The 21549-nt window shown below is 46.0% G+C and carries 13 protein-coding genes; 8 read left to right on the forward strand and 5 right to left on the reverse strand.

Annotated elements, in window-relative coordinates; translation table 11 throughout:
* The first annotated feature begins 36 nt into the window (after window positions 1–36).
* Window positions 37–7434: a non-ribosomal peptide synthetase gene (locus OC443_RS22045; protein ID WP_073579370.1), complete on the forward strand. Its 7398-nt coding sequence runs from the start codon at window positions 37–39 to the stop codon at window positions 7432–7434.
* 215 nt (window positions 7435–7649) lie between these two features.
* On the opposite strand, the gene OC443_RS22050 is transcribed toward OC443_RS22045, so the two are convergent.
* From OC443_RS22050 to OC443_RS22065, 4 genes are all read right to left on the reverse strand, one after another.
* Window positions 7650–8780, reverse strand: a complete 1131-nt coding sequence (locus OC443_RS22050) for an alpha/beta hydrolase family protein (RefSeq protein WP_073579371.1) — start codon at window positions 8778–8780, stop codon at window positions 7650–7652.
* A gap of 12 nt (window positions 8781–8792) precedes the next feature.
* Window positions 8793–11906, reverse strand: a complete 3114-nt coding sequence (locus OC443_RS22055; protein WP_073579372.1) for a type I polyketide synthase — start codon at window positions 11904–11906, stop codon at window positions 8793–8795.
* Window position 11907: 1 nt separating this feature from the next.
* Window positions 11908–15219: a non-ribosomal peptide synthetase gene (locus OC443_RS22060; protein ID WP_073579373.1), complete on the reverse strand. Its 3312-nt coding sequence runs from the start codon at window positions 15217–15219 to the stop codon at window positions 11908–11910.
* A gap of 650 nt (window positions 15220–15869) precedes the next feature.
* Window positions 15870–16394 (reverse strand): cytochrome b/b6 domain-containing protein, encoded by a 525-nt coding sequence (locus OC443_RS22065; RefSeq protein WP_073579374.1) that lies wholly within the window; start codon window positions 16392–16394, stop codon window positions 15870–15872.
* A gap of 274 nt (window positions 16395–16668) precedes the next feature.
* Between OC443_RS22065 and OC443_RS22070 the strand changes: the two genes are divergently transcribed.
* Window positions 16669–17409 carry a hypothetical protein gene (locus OC443_RS22070; RefSeq protein ID WP_073579375.1) on the forward strand — a complete coding sequence of 247 codons (741 nt, stop codon included), beginning with the start codon at window positions 16669–16671 and terminating at the stop codon, window positions 17407–17409.
* Window positions 17410–17587: 178 nt separating this feature from the next.
* Here the strand turns inward: OC443_RS22070 and OC443_RS22075 are convergent, their stop codons facing one another.
* Entirely contained in the window at window positions 17588–17848 is a 261-nt protein-coding gene (locus tag OC443_RS22075; protein WP_073579376.1) for a helix-turn-helix domain-containing protein, read from the reverse strand.
* 223 nt (window positions 17849–18071) lie between these two features.
* On the opposite strand from OC443_RS22075, the gene OC443_RS22080 reads away from it, so the two are divergent.
* The 6 genes from OC443_RS22080 (at window position 18072) to OC443_RS22105 (ending at window position 21495) form a co-directional block, all read left to right on the forward strand.
* Window positions 18072–18386 (forward strand): hypothetical protein, encoded by a 315-nt coding sequence (locus OC443_RS22080; RefSeq protein ID WP_073579377.1) that lies wholly within the window; start codon window positions 18072–18074, stop codon window positions 18384–18386.
* Window positions 18383–18988: a uracil-DNA glycosylase family protein gene (locus tag OC443_RS22085; RefSeq protein ID WP_073579378.1), complete on the forward strand. Its 606-nt coding sequence runs from the start codon at window positions 18383–18385 to the stop codon at window positions 18986–18988. Before OC443_RS22080 ends, OC443_RS22085 begins: the two co-directional genes overlap by 4 nt.
* Before the next feature lie 572 nt (window positions 18989–19560).
* Window positions 19561–19842: a hypothetical protein gene (locus tag OC443_RS22090; RefSeq protein ID WP_073579425.1), complete on the forward strand. Its 282-nt coding sequence runs from the start codon at window positions 19561–19563 to the stop codon at window positions 19840–19842.
* Window positions 19835–20218 carry a hypothetical protein gene (locus tag OC443_RS22095; RefSeq protein WP_073579379.1) on the forward strand — a complete coding sequence of 128 codons (384 nt, stop codon included), beginning with the start codon at window positions 19835–19837 and terminating at the stop codon, window positions 20216–20218. Before OC443_RS22090 ends, OC443_RS22095 begins: the two co-directional genes overlap by 8 nt.
* On the forward strand, window positions 20218–20724 hold the full coding sequence (locus OC443_RS22100; RefSeq protein WP_073579380.1) for a hypothetical protein: 507 nt from the start codon (window positions 20218–20220) through the stop codon (window positions 20722–20724). Before OC443_RS22095 ends, OC443_RS22100 begins: the two co-directional genes overlap by 1 nt.
* A 114-nt stretch (window positions 20725–20838) precedes the next feature.
* A complete protein-coding gene (locus OC443_RS22105) occupies window positions 20839–21495 on the forward strand; it encodes a type IV secretory system conjugative DNA transfer family protein (RefSeq protein ID WP_073579381.1) in 657 nt (218 codons plus the stop codon).
* Window positions 21496–21549 lie beyond the last annotated feature (54 nt).

A 21549-nucleotide genomic window follows, 5' to 3' on the forward strand; every position in this document is an offset into this window, starting at 1 on the left:
CGGACGATTACAAGAATATTCTGGGGAAACAACGTCATGTCACGTCACGCTTATTTTGAACAGTTTGAAGATCAGGTGAGCCGCCATCCTGAACACATCGCACTCAACACCGGAACACAGAATTTTACCTACCGCCAGCTGAACCGCTGGAGTAATACGATTGCCCGGCAACTCACAGCACCGCAGCTGTCTTTTCATTCCGGTATTCTGATTGACAGTGAAGCCGCTTATGTTGCAGCGATGCTTGGTTGTGGTAAAGCCGGGAAATGTTTTGTGCCGCTTGATACGCGCCTGCCGGAAGACCGGTTGAAGTATTTACTGGAAAAAGCACAGATCAACACTGTGCTGTACGCCGGAGATAAGGCGGTTTTACCGGCAAACTATCCGGGCCTTTTCACCCTTGATGCCAATTATGATGACACAAAATGTCAGCAGCCGGAGTTCGATAAAAACCCGGGGATTGCCGTCAAAGGGGCTGATCCCTGCTATATCATGTTTACCTCCGGCTCAACCGGTTTACCCAAAGCGGTAACCGGACAACATAAAGGGCTGGCACATTTTCTCAAATGGGAAAGAGAGACTTTCGCCTTCGGGCCAGAAGATGTCTGTTCCTGGCTCGCACCGATCACCTTCGATGTTAGTTTGCGGGATATCCTGTTACCACTGACATCCGGTGGCACAGTCGCAGTGCCAACCGAAGAAATCCGCCGGCAGGTACACCGGTTACTGGACTGGTTCGGACAGGCCGGTGTCACCCATGTTCACTGTGTTCCTTCGGTGTTCAGGTTGATGACAGAAGCACTCCGGCAGCAGGACATACCGGCAACACACCACCAGAAACTACCGGCATTAAAACGCATCCTGCTGGCAGGTGAACCTTTGTATTATGAGGATGTTTCCGCCTGGCGTGAGGCTGGCGGTGCCCATATTTCTCTGGTCAATCTTTACGGCCCGACGGAAACAACCCTGGCGAAGGTATTTCATGTCATTGATCAGAATGAAAAAGGCGAGGGTATGGTGGCTATCGGGCAGCCGTTACCGCAAACCAATGTACTGATTATCAGCGGGCAGCAGTTGTGCGGGCCCGGTTCTATCGGTGAAATTTATATCCGGACGCCTTACCGCAGTCTGGGGTATTTACAGGATGAAGCCGCCACCAGAGCAGTGTTTGTGCAAAACCCGCTGCAACATGAACTGCCCGATATTTTATACAAAACCGGTGATTTAGGTCGCTATCTCGACAATGACGAGATCATGTGTCTGGGGCGGCTGGATAATCAGGTCAAGGTGAATGGCGTCCGGATTGAGCTGGGTGAGGTCGAAGCGGCCTGTCGCAGTATTGACGGACTCAATCAGGTGGCAGTCAAAGCGATTGAAAAAGATCACCAGAAAACCCTGTGTTGTTATTACAACTGCAAAGAAAACCTGCCGGAAACGATGACGGCAGCTGAGATTCGTCAGGCATTATCCGCCCGGCTTGGTGAGGCGCTAATCCCGGCGCATTTCGTGCATTTACCGCAGTTTCCGACCCTGATCAATGGCAAGATTAACCGCAAAGCACTGCCGGAACCGGAAGCGATGCTTTATGCCAGTCAGGATATTGTTGCACCACAAACACCGGCTGAAGAAAAGCTCTCTCAGATCTGGTCTGAAATTCTGGGACTGAGAAACGTGTGTGTCGCCACTGAATTCTTTGATCTTGGCGGTGACTCTTTCAAGATGATGCGGGTTCTGTCAGCCATTTATAAAGCATTCGGGCAGGAAATCAGTATCAAACAATGGCTGGCCGACTCCCGGATTCAGGCCATTGCCGCGCTGTTATCGCAGCAGGAGCAACAGGCTTATGTCACCATTCCACCGGCACCAGAGCAGGAGGCTTACCCGGCAACTGCGGCGCAGGAGCGGTTATGGACATTGCATAAAATGTATCCGGGGATTCATGTGTACAACCTGCCCGAAGAGTATCTGGTTGAAGGCACAATTGATATTTCGGCCCTCAATCAGGCCTGTCAGCGCTTGATTGACCGCCATGAATCGCTCCGGACGGTGTTCTTTGAAAAAGAGGGAAAAGTCTGGCAGCGGGTTCAGCCGCAAATGGCATTTCAGGTTGAGCATCATCCCTATGATCAACTCAGCGACACCGTGATTCAGCAGCTCAGTGATGAGAATCAGCATCTGAGTTTTGACCTGCAGCAGGGGCCATTAATCCGGGTGGCCGTCTGCAGCTGTCTGCAATCCGGTCAGCAGCTGTTCTTATTTAACATCCATCATATTATTTGTGATGGCTGGTCACTGACAAACTTCATCAAAGAACTGGCTGATGAATATCAGGCGTGTCGTCATCAGCAACCGGCAACCAACGAGCCGCTCCGGTTACAGTTTAAAGATTATGTGGTCTGGCAGCAGCATCAGATGCAGGCAACATCCGGGCAGGAAAGCAGGGCATGGTGGTTAAATCATCTGGCAGCACCGTTACCGGTGCTGGAACTGCCGAGGGATTATCCGCGCCCGGCCATGCGGACATTCAGCGGGAAAACCGAACGGGTTTCACTGTCACCCTTATTGAGTGATGGTCTGAACCGGCTGGCGAAACAGCACAAAGTCAGCCTGTTTACGTTGCTGATGCTGGCAGTCAGAACCCTGATGTATCGTTATTCCGGTCAGAAAGACGTGGTGATTGGTTCACCGGTGGCCGGACGCCTGCATCCGGAGCTGAATGAACAGATTGGCTATTATGTGAATACGCTGGCGCTGCGCCAGACCCTTGATCCGCAGGCGCCGGTTACAAAAGCGATTGAAGAGACCGCGAATTGTATTAATGAAGCACTTGCACATCAGCAGTATCCTTATGAAGCGCTGATTGAGGATTTAGATATTTCCGGCGATATTTCCCGCTCTTCAGTCTTTGACGTCATGTTGGTGATGCAAAACTTTGAGGTCGCTGCGCCCCGTCTGGGTGATACCGCGTTGATTCCGGTCGAAAAGAGCAGCCAGTGGGACATCAGCCGGTGTGATTTACTCTTCCATATTCAGGAAGATGAGCAGGGATTATTACTCGACATTAACTACAACAGCGATATCTTTTCCCCGGGCCGTATACAGCGCTACGGCGCGCACTTTGCACAGGTCATTGAAGGGATGATTCAGTATTCCGGCCAGGACAAAGATACCGGGCAGGCGTTAAGCAATCTGAATATTTTACCGGCAGATGAGTTACGTCAACTCCGGCAGTGGAGCACCGGGCCGGTGATTTCCCGGACACCGCATTCCATTCCGTCTCTGCTGACTGAAGTCAGTCAGCAGTTTCCTTCCGCAATTGCACTCAGTGATGGCAGTCAGAAAATCACATACCAGCAGTTAGTCACCACCGCTCAGTATCAGGCTCAGGGACTATTGGCGGGCGGATGCCAGCCCGGCGATGTCGTTGCCGTGGCTTATAACCGCCACACATCCAGTATTGTTGCCATGTTGGGCACGCTCATGGCGGGCTGTGTGTATATGCCGCTGGATATGGCGCTGCCGCAGGAGCGAATCTGTTATCAGCTGAATCACAGCGGCTGCTGCAAGGTTATCTGCACAGAAGCTTCATTTTGTGCGCTGTTACCTGCGGAGATCGGCTGTTTTTCCCCGGACGAGTTGAGTCGTGACATCAATCATAGCATCACCAGTGACGCTGTCACATCCTCAATCCCTTTGCCTGCAATCGATCCGGAGGCGCCGGCCTACATCATTTACACTTCAGGTTCCACCGGCACACCGAAAGGCGTTCAGCTCGCCCATCACGGTTTTGTGAACATGTCTCTGGCCCAGATCGAGGCGTTTCAGGTGACTCCTGAGAGCCGGGTACTACAGTTTGCATCTTTATCGTTTGATGCATCGCTGGCAAATATCTTTATGGCGCTGTTCAGCGGCGCACGGCTGGTTCTGATTGATCAGCAGACCATCGAACAGCCACAGCGTTTTCTGCAATATCTCCGGGACCAGCAAATCAGCACCGTCACACTGCCACCGGTTTATCTCAAGGCGTTAAATCAACCGGATTTATCCGGACTGCAAACCCTGATTACAGCCGGAGAAGCCGCTGACGCAAAAGACATGCTGCATTACAGTCAGTCGCTCGATGTCTTCAATGCTTACGGGCCGACTGAAATTTCAGTCTGTGCGAGCATTGAAGCGGTTTCTGCACAGCAGATTAATCAGGAATCGGTGGTATCTATCGGCCAGCCGGTTGCCAATACTGAATTGTGGATTGTCACTGATGATCTCTGTTTAGCACCGGTTGGTGTTCCCGGTGAAATCTGGATTGCCGGCGAAGGGCTGGCGCTATGTTATCTCAATGATGCCCGGGCGACATCACTGGCATTTGTTGATGTACCGACGTCTTTACAACCTTTTACCGGACAAACCCGGATGTATAAAACCGGCGATTTGGCTTACCGGGATCGGGAAGGACGACTGATTTATACCGGACGAAATGATCATCAGGTGAAGATTAATGCCTTCAGGATTGATACCAGTGAGGTTGAGAGCCATCTTCTGGCACATCATGACATTGCTGCAGCACATGTGGCCGGTTATCAGGCCGGGGAAAGCACAAAACTGGCCGCCTGGGTGATTCCCGAACAACAGCCGGAACTGTGGCCTTCGGTGGCTGAATTTTATGTTTATGATGATGTATTGTATGGCGCAATGGCGAATGATGAAGCCCGGAATGCTGTCTATCTATCCGCATTCCGCCGCTATCTGAAAGATAAAATTGTGCTGGAAATCGGACCGGGATCAGAAGCCATTTTATCCCGGCTGGCACTTCAGGCAGGCGCAAAAAAAGTGTATGCAATTGAATTGCTCGAAGACACCTACCGGAAGGCGACAGAGAAAGTTCGCTCACTGGGGCTGGAAGATAAGATTGAGATCATCCACGCGGATATCCGGCAGGCAGTTTTGCCTGAAACAGCAGACTGGTGTATTTCTGAAATTATCGGCGGGATCGGCGGCTCTGAAGGGTCCGCGAAGCTGATTAACAGCTGTCGTCATCTGCTGAAAGATCCGTCTCATATGCTGCCGGTGCGAACCCTGACATCCCTGGCGGCTGTTTCTCTGGATCACGATGCGCTGTATGCCGGGTTTTCCTCAATTGCGGCACACTATATCGGGCAGATCTTTGAAGCGAACGGGCAACCATTTGATTTACGTCTGTGTATTAAAAACTTACCACAACAGGCGGTTATCAGCGATTATGGCGTGTTTGAAGATCTGGATTACACCCGACCTGTCGAACCGGAAGCTATGCATGAAACGCGGCTGTCGATCACCCGCCCGGCACTGTTATCCGGGTTAGTCTGCTGGTTGCAATTGTACGTCGATCAGGATAATTATCTGGATTCACTCTTCGCGGATAAAAGCTGGCTGCCGGTGTATATTCCGTTGTTTGACGGACAGACGAAAACCGTGCAACCCGGCGATGTATTGATTTTACAGATCGAGCGACGATTGTGTGACAACGGGCTGAATCCGGATTTTTACATCACCGGTGAACTACGACAGGAAAGTGGTGAAACAACGGCAATCTGTTGTCATTCATTACATCAGAGTCATCACTTCCGGGACAGTGAATTTTACCGGCAGGTTTTTCCGCAACATCCGGATGGTTTGATTGCGCAAAAACCGGAGCTGAAAGCGGGCAATATCAGGGAATACCTGACCGACCGCTTGCCGCATTACGCAGTGCCACATTTGATCAATCTGGTTGATGCATTCCCGCTGACGGTCAACGGAAAAGTTGACCAGAGTAAATTACCGCTTCCCGAAGTAACCGTTTCTGAACAGGTGCCGCTTTCTACTGCCATAGAACAGGATATCGCCCGTGTCTGGCAGCAGGTGCTTTCCATTTCTCAGGTGAGTGCCGAAGATAATTTCTTCGCACTGGGCGGCGATTCAATCAGTGCGATTCGGGTTGTAGCGGGCTTATCAGATATCAATATCAGCCTGGATACACGGGATATATTTCTCAATCCGACCATTCCACAGCTGGCACTCGTTGCTGAAAAACACAAATGTGCAGCAATTGATCAGGGAAAAATCTCAGGTGAATTTCCGCTGAGTCCGGTTCAGCGCTGGGCTTTCTCCACATTTGGCGACAAGGCGTTCTGGTTTAATCAGAACTGTATGCTGCATGCCACTGGCCGCATGAATGAAGGCAGAATCACACAGGCATTTATGCACCTGCTGGAACACCATGACTTATTACGGGCGCAGATTCATGCTCAGGATAGCGGGTATGTATACCGAATCAGTGAAGAGGTGACATTCAGGCTTGAAATTGCCAGCCAGCCGGAACTGACTTCGGTGCATGAGATGGCACTACAGCAGTTCAATACATGGCAATCCGGCTTTAACACAGATCAGCCGTTATTCCGGGTGATTCTGATCCGCCTGAAAGATCATGATGTATTACTGATGCTGGCAAGTCACCTGTTGATTGATACGGTGTCATGGCGGATTATTCTGGAGGACTTAAATGTACTGCTGGCCGATCCGCAGGCGCAATTGCCACCGAAAACGGAGTCATATGGTCAGTGGAGCCAACACCTGACGCAGTTAAAATCTGACCCTGCAATCTTGCATCACTTACATCACGCGCATTGGAAATCTCTGGCGGAAGAGGGGGATTCCGTCACAAATATGAACGCCGGCAGAACCGTCCGGACCAGCCGGAATCAGACTTTTTGTATTGACAATCAGCTGGTCGAATCTTTAACGGAACAACTGACTCAAACACCTTATCAAATTGAGCATGTTTATCTGACGGCACTTGGGCGGGCTTTGCAGGTACTGACCGGCCGTCAGGAACATCTGATTACCATGGAAGGGCACGGCAGAAACCGGCTGCCTGCTGACAAAGCCCGGCTGAATATCAGCCGGACTGTCGGCTGGTTTACCTGTTTCTATCCATTTTGTCTGAAGAGTCAGCCTGAGGATGAAGCGACTCTGCAACAAGTTACCGCAGAGGCCGGAGAAATTACAGAGCCGGGGCTGGCTTATATGCTGTCCCGCTGGGGCAATAATGATGCGCAGTATCAGTTCTCTCCCCAGGTGAGCTTTAATTACCTGGGTGATTTTTCTGAGCATCAGTCACCTGAGTCTGGTGAATTCCGGCTGGATCTGGATGTACCGGGACTGGCACAACATCCGGATATGCTTTGCGAGCACGAACTGGACTGGCTGATGTTGCGGGAAGCCGGAGGATTGATGGTCACCGTCAGTTGCGATCAGCAACAATATAATGAGATTCAGATTCAACACATGATCGGGCAGTTTAAAGACAGTCTGATACAGCTGACGGACTATCTGGCCCGGTATCATAAAGCCCGCTCTGAAACCGGGGCGTTTGATATTGATATGACCAATGAAGAGCTGGATTCGATATTTGACTGAAATAAAATAGATTCTTAGATATAACGAAAAGGTCGCATCATTGATGCGGCCTTTTCCACTGTTAAGATTGAATTTGTTTCAATACAATCAATATACTGTGAAACCTGTCCGGATAAAAAATATGAAAGAGGTTCTGTCTGGCATCAGGCCGCGGGGGAAGTGCAGCTAAAGCGTGCATAGCCGAAACCGTGCACGCTTTATCATTGGTGATGGGGCTAATCTGAGGTGAGTTCCGGTTGCTGCATTTTGTTTACAGCAGGGACTTCTGTTTTGCCACCATGTAAAAGACGATCGGCGAACCAGTCGGCAACCAATGCACAAGCTTCTGCATTTTCGTTATGTGCATTATGTTCCGCGCCTCTGAAGTAGACTTGTTGTTTATCGGTTGAAGCCGCTTCCTCATAAATCCGTTTGACATTCGATGACGGAATTAAAAAGTCCGGACGGTTATGAATAATCAACAGCGGACATTCGACCGTCGCAGACAGAGTATCCATACTAAAACGGCTCAGATATGCAGGCATATCACCGATCGGCAAACCGCCGCGATAGGAAAAAATATCATTGAAGCCCGGATGCTCTTTCACCGGATTGACAAGCTCATAGCCGCCGCCCATGCTGACACAGGCAGCAACCTTGTCGTGGTGAACCACGGCAGTCCGGGCAACCAGCAGACCACCCATACATAAACCATAAACCCCGATCGTATTGCCGACATCCTGCCTTTGCAGCAGGTAATCAATAATGACACCGTGGGCATTTTCTGATTCAGGTTCCAGCGTGATACCGTGCTGATAGAAACTTTCTCCCTGTCCGGGGCCATCAATATTCAGTACCGCCATGCCACGCGCCAGAAAATGCGTGATCACATAGTGAACTTCCTCTTTAAACCCCGTAATCCCGCCGGTTGCGATGATCACCGGAATATCATTACCAGCATGAACCGGCTTCATTAACCATCCGGCCAGTTTTCCCTGCTGATAAGGCACTTCAACTCTTTCTGCGGTGAAACGCTTATCCAGTTCAAGTGCACGGGCAAAAATTTTCAACTCTGTCTGATAGAGTGCTTCTTTTTCATCATCAAACCGGAGTAAACCGTAATGAGAAATCCGGTATAACGCCGCTGCCTTATAAGACAACTGGCAGGCGCTGAGTAAATGTCCGGTTGATAATTTGTCACGGGCGACGTCATCCAGATGAGCCGCAAGAGAGCGGCACACTTCGACGGCATCTTCGCCACGCCGGTTGATCCGGTAATCAATCTTCTGATAATCAGAAAAATCAATCCCTCTGGCATTCAGGCGGGCAGGTGTCTGTCCTTTGGGTAAAGTACGTTGAGCAGTCATGAACATTCTCCTTTATGCTTCAGCAGGTACTGCCAGTAACTGGTTCAGATGGGCGGATATCGCACCAACATTTTCTTTTTCCAGCATGGTGTAATGTGTTCCCGGAACGACAAATTCCTGAATCATGGACTGTGCAAAGCGTTGCCATTGAGCCAGCTCGGTTCCTTCGATTAATGAGATATTGAGCACATCCAGAATTTCCTGTGGCTGGAATACTTCCGCTTTAAAGAACACCAGGTTGGCATTAATTTTATCTTCCGGCATGTGAGTACGTAACGTATTGTGATTACTGCGCCACAACTCGTAGTAAAGCTTGAATTCTTCAATATTGAATCCCCAGGGAATCCAGCCTTTCTCTTTGAGATAGTCCACAACTTCTTCGAGGGTGTTATTTTTCATGTCAGCCAAAGGGGCTTTGGTATTAAATAACATGCCGCAAATGACAGGGAACGAATCCAGAAACTGTTGTTCACTGAAGACTGTATTTGAGAAATAAGCCTGAGGCGGGTGACTGTCAAACATGATCACATGTTCAATCGTCCGGCCTGCTTTTTCAAATTGTAATGCCATTTCCAGTGCCGCGTTACCACCAAATGAGTGACCTCCGAGGATCAGGTTTCCTTCAGGGCAGAGTGCAGAGATTTTTTCATTGTAATAACGGGCCAGATCAACCATCGACAGGATATCATTGCCTTCATCCCGGAAAGGATACTGAATACCGTAGACCGGATAACCTTCCGGGAAATTACGGGCCAGCTCTTTACATCCCATAACGGTTCCGCCTGCGGGATGGATCAGGAAGACCGGCGTCAAATGGCCTTCTTCACGGAAACATACAATATGCTCATCCAGTGTTGATTCTGACCCGGTATGTTTGAGGTCATGGATCACACGGGCCAGCTTGTCCAGGGTATTTTTTTCAATAAAGGTTTTGTTGGATAAGGCGATTTCATAATAATCTTCTAATTCAACATTCATTTGCAGTGCAGAAAAAGAATCTCCACATAGTTCATAAATATCTGCATCTTCCGAAGGAATTTCTTCGCCTAAATCATCAAGCCATAATGTCCGGATTTTCTCTTTAATGCTTTCTAACGTCAGCGCTGTTTCTGCTGGCTGCCCGGCCTGAGGGAGCGTTTCAGCACTAAATTCCCGGTTGAAATGGGGTTCAATTTCAAATGTCGTTGTATCGAACACATAACCAGGTAGTGACACCTTAGATGCCGGCAGTCCGGCACAGATGCTTTTCCAGTCGACGTCCAGACCGTTTTCCCATAACCAGCCGAGCAGATTCTGAACATCCTGATGAGATAAACAGGAAATATCGAAGTCGGTTTCAGCAACTTTTTTACCGGCGGCTGAATAGCCATGAATCATGACTTTATCAATAAACTCATTGGTATAAACCATGTCGATATCCAGTTGCCCCGGGATAAGCTTCATCAATAAACCGGGTAAGAAGTGCTGACCTTCAAGAGAGGGAGCAAGATTTACGAAATCGCTCTCTGTGATAAATTCATCCGGCAGACTCAGCTCCTGACGCTGGTAGATCTTGATTCGATTAATTTTTACCGGATCATTCGCCATGGATTGGGACAACGACTGAAGGCTCTGACTGAGCTGTTCTGCATCCGTCGCCCGAATCAGTTTCCTGTACTCAAAGTGATGCCTTCCCACAGCCAGGGTGTAGGCAACATCGGCCAGATTTTCCTCCGGGCGCTGCCGGATTGCGGAGACAATCTGGTTACTGTTATTGATTAAATCCGGTCCGGTCCGGCCGGAAAATAAGAATAACTGTGAGGTGTGTGATTCACTTCTGACCGGTTGTTGCCGGTAAATATCAGCGGATTCCAGGATCATATGGGCATTTGTACCTCCCAGACCAAAAGAGCTGACTGCGGCATAACGGGGGATGTCCGTATCTTCCCAATCTCTCAGACGGGTATTCACTTCCAGCTGGCTATGCTCCAGCCCGAGCAGTGGATTCGGCTGATTAAAATTAATCTGAGGTAACAAGACCCGGTGTTTGAGCATCAGTGCCACTTTGATCAACCCGGTCACACCAGACGCCGTATCGGTGTGGCCAATATTCGCTTTCACCGCTCCCAACTGAACCTTCTGACCACGGCTCCCGTGATAGATATCTTTCAACCCGTTGATTTCAATTGGATCACCAAGTTTTGTACCGGTGCCGTGAGTTTCTACGTACGCAACATGATCAGCATCAATACCGGATAAATGAATCGCATCTGCCATCGCCCGGGATTGTCCGGAAGCGCTGGGTGATGTAAAGCCCATCTTATCCTGACCATCATTGTTAATTGCGGAGCCTTTAATCACGCAGTAAATCTGATCGCGGTCTCTGATTGCATCTTCCAGTAATTTTAAAACCACAATGCCACAGCCATCGCTGACAACGGTTCCGCAGGCATCCTGATCAAACGGACGACAATAACCATCTGGTGATAAAATACCGCCATCCTGGTATTTATAACCGGACTTTTTCGGAAACCGGATAGTAATTCCACCCGCCATTGCCATATCGCATTCGCCGTTCAACAGACTCTGACAGGCCATGTGGACAGCGACGAGAGAGGTTGAACATCCGGTCTGAATCGTCATGGATGGACCTTTAAGGTTCAGCGCATGAGAAACCCGGGTACACAGAAAATCTTTTTCGTTCCCCAACACAACCGGATACTGGCCAATTTCCTGAAAATACTCAGAATTAAAAATATGATGGGTCAGATAAGTATTGGAACTGCTGCCGCCATACAAAGCGATCTCACCTTCATAGTCCAAAGGATCACAGCCTGCATCCTCCAGCGCATGCCAGGCTGTTTGTAAAAAGACCCGTTGCTGAGGATCAACCAACAGCGCTTCCCGGTTCGGAATGTTAAAGAATTTATTGTCAAATCCGGTTGAATTATCAATAATCCCGGCGCGTTTCACATAGTCAGATTTAGGTGAATAAAATGGATCACACTGTTTGAGTTCTTCATCCGTAAATGTGCTTAAACACTCTTTTCCCTGTTTCAGGTTCTCAAAAAATGCATCAATATTACCTGCCTGCGGATACTTACCAGCCATACCGACGATGGCTATTTCTATACCGTTTTTGTCCATTTTATACCTCACTTAATCGCTGAGTTCGTTGTCTTCTGGGGGTAGGTTTGTTGATTGTTCTCTTTGCTCTTGCGGAAAGCTGAACCGGAGTTTTTGCTTGTGAGCCGGTTTGGGTCCGGGATTGTTTTTCTGAAATTTTTTCTGAAATAAAACGGGCTAATGTCTGAATGTTTCTGTATCTGAACAAGTCAGCAACCGACAACAACTGTTTATATTGTTTATCCAGCGCGTTAAATACCTTCAGAATTGAGCCGGAATTCCCGCCTAAAGAGAAAAAGTCACTTTCAAGGTCGATTTCTTCCAAATCCAGGATCTGTTTCCAGACAGTCTGAACGGCAATTTCAGTCTCTGATTCTGCGGTTGTATTCCGGACTGACGGCAATAATTTCGTTGCGCTCTGATGCAGCCGTTTCATATCAACTTTGTTATTTACCGTCAGAGGAATCTCACTTACGATATAGAAATGTTGCGGAATCATATAATCCGGCAATTCAGAGGAGATGCTATCAATGACTTCTTCGTAAGATAACGCTTTGTTGACGAGTAAGTAGGCCAGCAGGACTGTTTCATCACCCGTCTTTTCAGTTGTGACGAAAGCATGGGAAACGCCTTCTGTCTGAGATAATTTTGATTTGATATCACCCAGTTCAATCCGGAATCCTCTGATTTTGACCTGATTATCAATTCTTCCCAGATACTCAATTTCCTGATCATTAATAAACCGGGCCAAATCTCCGGAACGGTATAAACGCAGCGTGTCTGTACCAAATGGTTTTTCAATGAATTTCTCGTGTGTCAGGGCTTCCCGGTTGAAGTAACCTTTGGCCAGACCTTCGCCTGCAATATACATTTCACCAGGCCAGCCAACAGGTAGCGGATGACCAAATGAATCCATCACCGTTACGCCTAAATCGGGCAGTGGAAGGCCAATCAGACTGCCTTTATTTTCAAGGCAATCTTGCTGGCTTAACCGGCGGTAGGTAACGTGCACTGTGGTTTCAGTAATACCGTACATATTGATTAAGCTGACACGCTCTCCAAAGCATTCATACCACGGCGACAATCCGGCTAAATCTAATGCTTCACCGCCAAAAACAACGGCTCTCAGGCGGGCCAGTGGTAATTTATTCCGGATACTGCTTTCACTGAAGCGGGCAAAAGCGGTTGGCGTTTGGTTGAGGATCGTCACCTGCTCCTGATCAACCAGGCGGGAAAACTCCTCAGGGCTTCGGGAAGTGACATAAGGCACGATCACTAATTTTCCGCCGTACAGAAGTGCACCGAATATTTCCCAGACGGAAAAATCAAACGCAAATGAATGGTATAACGTCCATACATCAGCGTCGTTAAAGCCAAACCCTGCATCACTGGTGGTAAATAAACGCACCACATTTCGGTGACAGATCTGTACACCTTTGGGTTTACCGGTCGAGCCTGAGGTATAGATGATATAAGCCAGATCTTCTGCGTCCGGCCGGATGGAAGCGAGCCTGGCGGCCAATGCTTCTCTTTCCTGTCCGCAAGCATCTGTCAATGCAATCAAATCAGGGGTTATCACATTGTTCAGTAAGGGTTCAAACCGGGGCCGGATATCCGCATCAACCAAGCCGGTTGCAGGCTGGATATCGGCAAGGATATCTGTTACACGGGTATCCGGATAAGCAGGATTAATTGGCACATAACACGCGCCACACTTCAAAACGGCAAGAATGGCGACTATCATTTCAAGGCCGGGATTGAAGCACAGCGGTACTTTATCCCCGGGCTGCACGCCATACTCAATCAAATCGAGTGCAAGATGGTTAGCCAGAGAAAATAAATGACGGTAGGTCATTTCAGCCTGGTTGAACCGCAAAGCAATGTGGTCCGGATATTTTTCAGCTGTTTCATTCAGCCATTCGACTAAGGTTTTTGGTGTCGGGATCAGACTCTCTTTCAGCGGTGTCTGGTTTTTATCTGTGCTGAAAGCAAAATCAGAAATACGTTGTTCCGGGTGTTTCAGAAAAGCATCAGCAAAGTGAACGAAATTGGTAAGAATACCTGCCGAAGATTCCCGGCTGAATTTGTTATGTTTATTCAGCAGAAAAATATCAAAACCATCATTCACTTCTTCCACAACCATCATCAGGTCAAACTGGCAGTCAATCTGCTCTATATGGAGCGGGTGGAGATGAGTCTTTCCAACTGTAATATGGCTCCCCTGAGAACCATTTATTTCATGAGAACCATCTGTTCCCTGAAAACCATAGAGTAATGATGATAAACTTCCATCGTATTTTTGAGATGTTTTCTGAAAGTTAAAACACACGTTAAATAATGGGTTCGCAGTGAAAACCCGTTCAGGAGAGCAGGATTCAACAATATTTTTCAGAGGGAGCATTGCATGGTGTAGTACTTGACGAATATTCTCACTTCCTTCATGCAGTACTGTTTTCACAATACTCTGAGGAGAAAAGTGATTCATTACCGGCAAGACGTTAATGCCGTATCCATATCCGGTGTCAGGATATTTTTTCCTCATATTCACCGGTAAACCAATACAGAACTCATCCTGTCCGGTTAAACGATACAGTGTGAGAGCAAAAATCTGGTACAGTAATCTGGCTGGCGTGATATCACTGATTTCACAATGTTTTTTAATCATAGAATAGAGGTCGGTTTTTATTTGTACCTTTTCAATTCTGCCGTTAAATGATTCCTGTCGTGAAGGTTCAGGTAAAAACTCAATGATTTTTTTCTTTTGACCAAGATAATTATTCCAGAAATCTATATCTTCATGAAAATTTTTGCCGCATAAATAATTTGATTCATTTTCATTAAGATTATTTATATTTGAAGTGAGATGAGATGATCCATTGAATAAATCATGAATCATATTTTCAACAAAATGAAAATCAGAAATAATATGATGAACACGAATCACAATAAGGGACAGCTTGCAATTTATATGCAAATTTATCAGGCAGTTATCATGAGTGAGGTTAAAGCGTTGGGATAGCGTATGATGAAGGAAGTCTGCTTCACTGTCTTCATCATGATACCGGATGGCTTCATCCGGTGTTATATCATCCAGGATATATCTGACTAAACCATTGTCCTCTTGTCTGAAATAACTTTTCAATTCTGAATGCTGATTAATAATATTGACAAATAAATGACACATTTGATCCATATTTATCTGGCTATCAATCTTAAACGCAATCCTTATTTCATTTTCGCTACTGGTTGAGTTTAATCCATCAACAAACCACATTGCTTCCTGAGCAGAGGAGGCCATGCACTGATTGAGCGCTCTTTTATTATTTATATTCATTATCCTTCCAAATATTGACAATTTAAATACATAATTAAATTTTTAGGCAATAAAATATATTAACCAGACAAATAAATGCCTTGTTATATTCATAGTACAACTGGGATACTTGCACCAATAAAAGTTAACTAATGACAATAAAGAAAATAATTAAGCCATTTCTCCCGTATGAACTATTGATAATTATGAATTATATGAATGTAATTTCAAACATAATATTCATAGATTAACATCTTAATTATGAAAGTGAAGTGATATTTTAGAGCAGTATAATTAAAGAAAAGTTCAAAATAATATAATCATATCCGAACAACACAAAGAAGAGGCATAACGTACTGAAAAATATATCAAATTTTATATTGAGATTTAAAATGATTAGTTGTTATATATATATAAAACATTAGTTATATATTAAATTAAAATACAGGCATACAGTTTTTTATATACAAAATGGTTAAATTTATTAAATATACTAAATATAAAGGTTAAATTTACCGTCCTATATAAGGTAATATTTACCTGAATATATTAATTTTCAGTATATTTATTTTTATCACTTTAAATGGAACTAAACAGAGGAGTTAAGGTCGGCTTTAGGTTTAAGCCTTGCAGAAAGATACAAGGCTTTTGAGAATTAAGAATGTTTCTGATTATTTGTTTCTTTTGGAACGCTGAAGTAGCATTGGCCGGATATAGTTATGATTTGTCCAGTGAGTCATGAATACCACAGCAGAAATATGTATTGCCACAGCGATCATGGTCAGATTGGCAAAAAATTCATGGGTTTCTTCAAGCCATGATTGTCCGGTAAAAATATCCCATTGCGTTGCCCAACCGGTCAGCCCCGTCAATAATAAGCAAGACCAAAGAGCCCAGATCATGACGGCTCCGGCAGGATTATGACCCTCATGATGATCTTGTCTGGTTTTCAAAACTTCACGGAGGTGTTGTGATGCCAGTTTAACTGAGGGTTTAAATGCCGATAAACGGGCAGGGGATTTTACAACTACCCCCCAGAGTAACCGCAGACAAATGACTACCATAACAACATAGCCAAACCATCGATGCAGATCTCCGCCTTCTTCTGTCAGAAAATAATTAGACAAAAACAGAATGGCAGTCATCCAGTGAGTCATACGAACAAATATATCCCAGCGGTAAGCCTTTGAAGTCATGTTGATTTCCTTTCTTATTCAGCTTTGGTTTTGTACCAGGTGATAGAGTAAGGAAACAAACTTAAGAAAGACTTAAAGACTTTATGTAAAACTCTTATCATTTCTCCTGTTTTATATTTTGAGGTTGCCGGTTTTTGTCAGGAAAATCGTTCTTTTTTTACTCATTAAACTCCAGGACTCAATACGATAAATGCCTTGCTGATTCGTTCTTTATAAGTATAGTTATGCGGAAATTACATTATCTGATAAATATAAAACTAAAAAGGAATAAATAATGAAACTACCTTTAGGTGTTGGTGTGTGTATTCTGTCTTCTGTTTTCTTAACTGCCTGTGGTAATCAGGATGATGATGAAGCAACTGCCTCTTCTTCTTCCTCATCATCTTCTTCATTGGTATCCGGCTTTTCGAAGCATAATGGTATCTATGTCAACACAGATGATTTTGCCTTTATGCTTATTGACAGTAGCCGTACAACACATAATTTAATTGTTGGAGATATTGCCGGAAAAGACGTCTATCTCACGACTTCAGGTAATGTTGAAAATAACAATACCTACATAAGTAAGGGATTGACTTATTCTGATACCAACAAATTCATCTCCAGCTCTTCGACCAAGATGACAGCAGCATTTACAGACGTAGCTGCTATTTTGACCGGTACTTTTAATGATGAAAGCATTGTTTATTCGTTTAATAAAAAAGGGAGTAATTCTAAGTCATTATCCCAAATCGCCGGTACCTATACCGACTCTGATACCGGTACAGTCTGGACAATTCAATCATCAGGAACTCTTAACATGAATGGAAGCTGTTTAGTATCCGCAAAACTCACACGTAACGATTCATACTTCAACCTGACAGATATCGCGGCCAGTAATTGTAATGACTCATCTTATGATGGCGAATATAGTGACGGTGTATTAATGACAGTGAATTATAAGAACCATGATTACCTTGCCAGTGTTATGTACAATCAGCATGCAATAATCTGGGCGCATGTCGCTATCAATTAGAAGCTATGTAAAAACCCCGCTGACGGATAGCGGGGTTTTATATAGGGAAGCGGATAGAACCTAATGCTTTGTACAATTCATTTAACATAACGCATAGAATCACGACTATTTAAGTTAAGCAAAAAACCTCTGAAATCAGAGGTTTATCATTGAATATACATTTCTTATTTTGAGAAGGTCAGGAGGCCATTAGCTTTAACAAGGCTGCTTTCGCTTTTTCATTTTTTTGCTTCTCAACTATATTAGACAAGATAATAACGTCTTCGTCTATTTCTAAAATTCTTGCTATCTTTGTCGCTGTTTCCTCGCTCATAACCTTACCATTTCGCCACCTTGATACAGCCTGATGAGAAACATTCAGAAATTTTGCAACGGCATAATCGCTATGCAAGTCAGCTTCTGCTTTTAGCATGTCCAAAAGTTCAAGACTAGTGATCATATTTGCCTCCTAAAGCCAAGGATAAACTAGGACATGGAGCAGTGCACTACGCTATCAAGTGATTGCGTATGCAAAGTAAGTCAAATAACATCAATTCCGTGTTAGCTCTCTTCTCCGGATTGCAACTCTGAAACCGGGAACCATCCGAAGTCGAATCAGTGCCGGGGAAGAGAGCGCCTTCTTGGAAGGCAACACAAGGCATTGAACACAAGGAACTAAGCGCATGGTTAATAAGCGAAAATTACACGATTCTGTAAATTGTGATATCCCTCAAGAAAAGGAAGCATTTAAAAACGCTTACCGCATCATAAAAACGATCTACAAGCCAGCTCTGAAGCTCGATCCAAATCAGTTTGATGACTTTAATCATGCTGTGACCTCAGTTCTTGAACACATGCCATTCAAACACTTTGACTTCTTTGAAGCGGCTATAAAAGCATTTGAAGCAAGAGAAGACATCTATCATTCGACATCCAGACTTGAGCATTACCTGAGTCAACATGCGATCCGTGAATTGCAGGAAGAACTATCAGCATGAGCCTAATCAACCAGACCGGCAAACAACGTTCAGACCGCCCCTTGGCGGCGCTGAATCGTGCCGTTCTGGAAAAGGTGGCTCAGTGTCCGTCTTCTTCTTCTGCATTCACTACTGATAACGGCAGGGCGACCCGGCAATCATTTGTCCGGGACATCTGCAAGGTGATGACTGTGCTTGTCAATGAGATGTGCTTTCGTTCAAACAAAGTCGGTGTCGCAACGGTACACGGCTTTTCACTCAGAACGTGGGGATTCATTGCAGAAGCTGCAAGGCTTCCGGTCTGGCGCGTCAAGCAGTGTGCTAAATATGCCTTTCTGAAGGGCTGGATCACCTCAAAACAGCCCAGAGAACGTTACACCGGGAAAGAAAACCGCGATCAATGGCGCGGGCTGGCATCTATCAAGCGTGTCACCGTCGAATACTTTATTGATTTAGGCATTTACGAACAGTATTTAGAAGCCCGGAAAGCCTCCAAATCATGGCTTGAGCTGCTCGCTAAACGCCTGAATCGACCGGTGAAGTACATTCAAACCCCGATTACCTTATTACGCCGACGCCGCAAAGAAGCGCGTCAGGCCGCATCAGAACCCATTCATACCTAGCCTTACTGACGTTGTTTTGCCCCTTCACTGGGGCTTTTTTTGTGCCTGTCGTTTTTTATTGTTCACTTAACAACCAACTGTAAACAGGTGAGGGGGAATTTAGATCCTTTATCCACATTGCAGATCCTTTTCACTGTTCATTATTTGCCCGTTTTTTTATCCACATGTGGATAAGCCTATGTATAGGTAACTAAAACTACTCCCGGTTCACCGGCCCGGTTCACAGCCCCTGTAACCTGCACTCATAGTCTAAAGACTAGAATAGATACCCTTAAGGGTATAAAGAGTTTTATTTCCTTATCCCCGGAAAACCGGGGATAAAAATACCTCCCATTAAATCGCCTTGGACAACTTGCCTATCAACACTGCATCAGGCGATTTAACGGGCCCCAGAACGAGACTCTTTCAACACAGTCGATCAGCTTCATCATGCGCTTGAGTGACAGGGGCCGTTTCTGTCGCTTCGCGACGGGCTTAGCAGAAGAGAGGGCGGAAATTTTGACATTTAATATGCACACATATACAGTATGCGTGACTTTGGGTGCGTTCTTATTCATAGGTATCAAATGAATATGAGCCAACAAAATATATCTTCTTCACTTCACGAACAGTTCACGAACAATCTGAACGATATCATCACAGCACGTAACCGGCTTGAAGCCGAATCCCCAAACTGGTCTAAAGTATCCGTCTATAAACTTGTCGGTGTAGTAAAAGACTATGTGATCAAGAACTTCACCAGTGCAAACCGGATCTTTGATCGCTTTGTTGATCTGTTCCGCAATCATCAGGAGCAAATCGACGAGCTGAACCGCAAGTTCTCTTTACTGGATGAGGCCCGGCAGCATGGATAAAGACGAAAAAGAAATCCTCGGGTATGTCAAATGCACGACCCCCGGATGTGATCAGCCGATGGCCGTCACCCGATGCAGCGGAAAAAGAGCTAACTTTCTGATGGGCCGGTGCGAGTGCTGCGGCACAGAGCAGCGCAGCCGAAAACCGGTTCAGGATTATTTAAGTGGCTACAAGCCACTTGAAGAACTGGACCGGATACCTGAAAAAGCCATTCCTCAAGAACGACAGCCAGAAGAAAAGCCGGAAACTGTAGAAGGTGAGTTGATCTGCAAAGATGAGCCGAATCACTCCGATGTGAGTAAATGCGTTGTGATAGGCGGGTTATTAGGTGGCATCTTTGGCGGGTTATTCCGTCTGGCAAGGGCGGTGGCGTAATGAGTGGAGAAGATAAAATGAATGATGACTTAAACGATGAAGTAACAGAAACAGAAGTGCATTCAGAAGCGGATAAAAAGACATTTATTGATGAGCTGGAACAGGACTTTGATCCGGAAGTCGCAAAGCAGAAACAGGAAGAATCACAGGCTCAGGCAGAAGCTGAAGCAGCGGCGGAGGATATCGCACTAAATTGCGCGAAAGATACCGCACTGATGGTTGTCGGTGTCGCTGAAACCGGGATTCAGGAAATGGTTGATGAGCGGCTTGAAATTGGTGAAGCCAATGCTGATAAATTTGCAGATGCTGCCGCGCCGCTTGTGCTCAAATATGGGGTCACTCCGCCTGAATGGTTGGTGAAATTTAAAGAAGAGGTCATGCTCGGCCTGTCTGTTGCTACAATTGGGTTCAGCCTCTGGAAACAGCACCGGGATTTCAAAAAAGCTGACATGAAAGCCAGAAAAGCAGAGCTTGAAGCTCAGAAGCTGGAAACCGTATCCGCGTGATGTAAATCACATTTATATGGCATTCAAGCCATATCCGTATTAGGCATCCAAGCCATATAAAGACATATCAATAGAACCGCCCAATATCGGGCGGTTTTTTATTGAGGTGGCATTATGGAGCCAATTAATAACAACAACAGACTTAGCAACAATCATGCATACGTGGTCGGTATGTCCGGCTCTGGTAAATCATCACTGGCAAAGAAATTACTCATCCTGCCGACAGACCAAGTGGCTATCTACGACCCCAAACGGGAGTATGACGGCCTGTTACAGGGTCGCAAAATCCGGGTCTATACCCATCCGGGGGAGTTTGCCCGGGCCATGCTTGCCGGACGGGAAACCCGTCAGGGATTCAAGATAGCCTACAGGCCGAAAGAGTCCAGCCCGGATGACTTCGATCTATTCTGCCGAATCATCTGGGGATGTGGCAACGGCAAACATACCAAGCCGCTGAAAGTGATATGTGAAGAGGTCGCGGAGAACTCAAAAGGGGCCGGGAAAGCCACAGGTTATCACGGTAAATTATTACGCCTGGGACGCTCCTATAACATCCATACGATTAACCTCTTTCAGCGGGGGCAGGAAGTCAGCAAGACGATTATCGATAACTGTGAATATGGCTACATCATGCTAACCAAGACCCCGAAAAGTCGTCGCTATCTGGAAGATTTAACCGGTATCAGTGAATCGCAGCAATCCAAGCTACAGAAATTTGAGTATTTTAAGCAGTTTGGCGTGACGGTGGAAAAAGGGAAAATCCGCTGGTAAACCGGTGCTTTTGTGAGACAAATCACACTTAAGCCATATTGAAGCCATATCCGT

The sequence above is a fragment of the Vibrio quintilis genome, from assembly GCF_024529975.1.
Taxonomy (GTDB): domain Bacteria; phylum Pseudomonadota; class Gammaproteobacteria; order Enterobacterales; family Vibrionaceae; genus Vibrio; species Vibrio quintilis.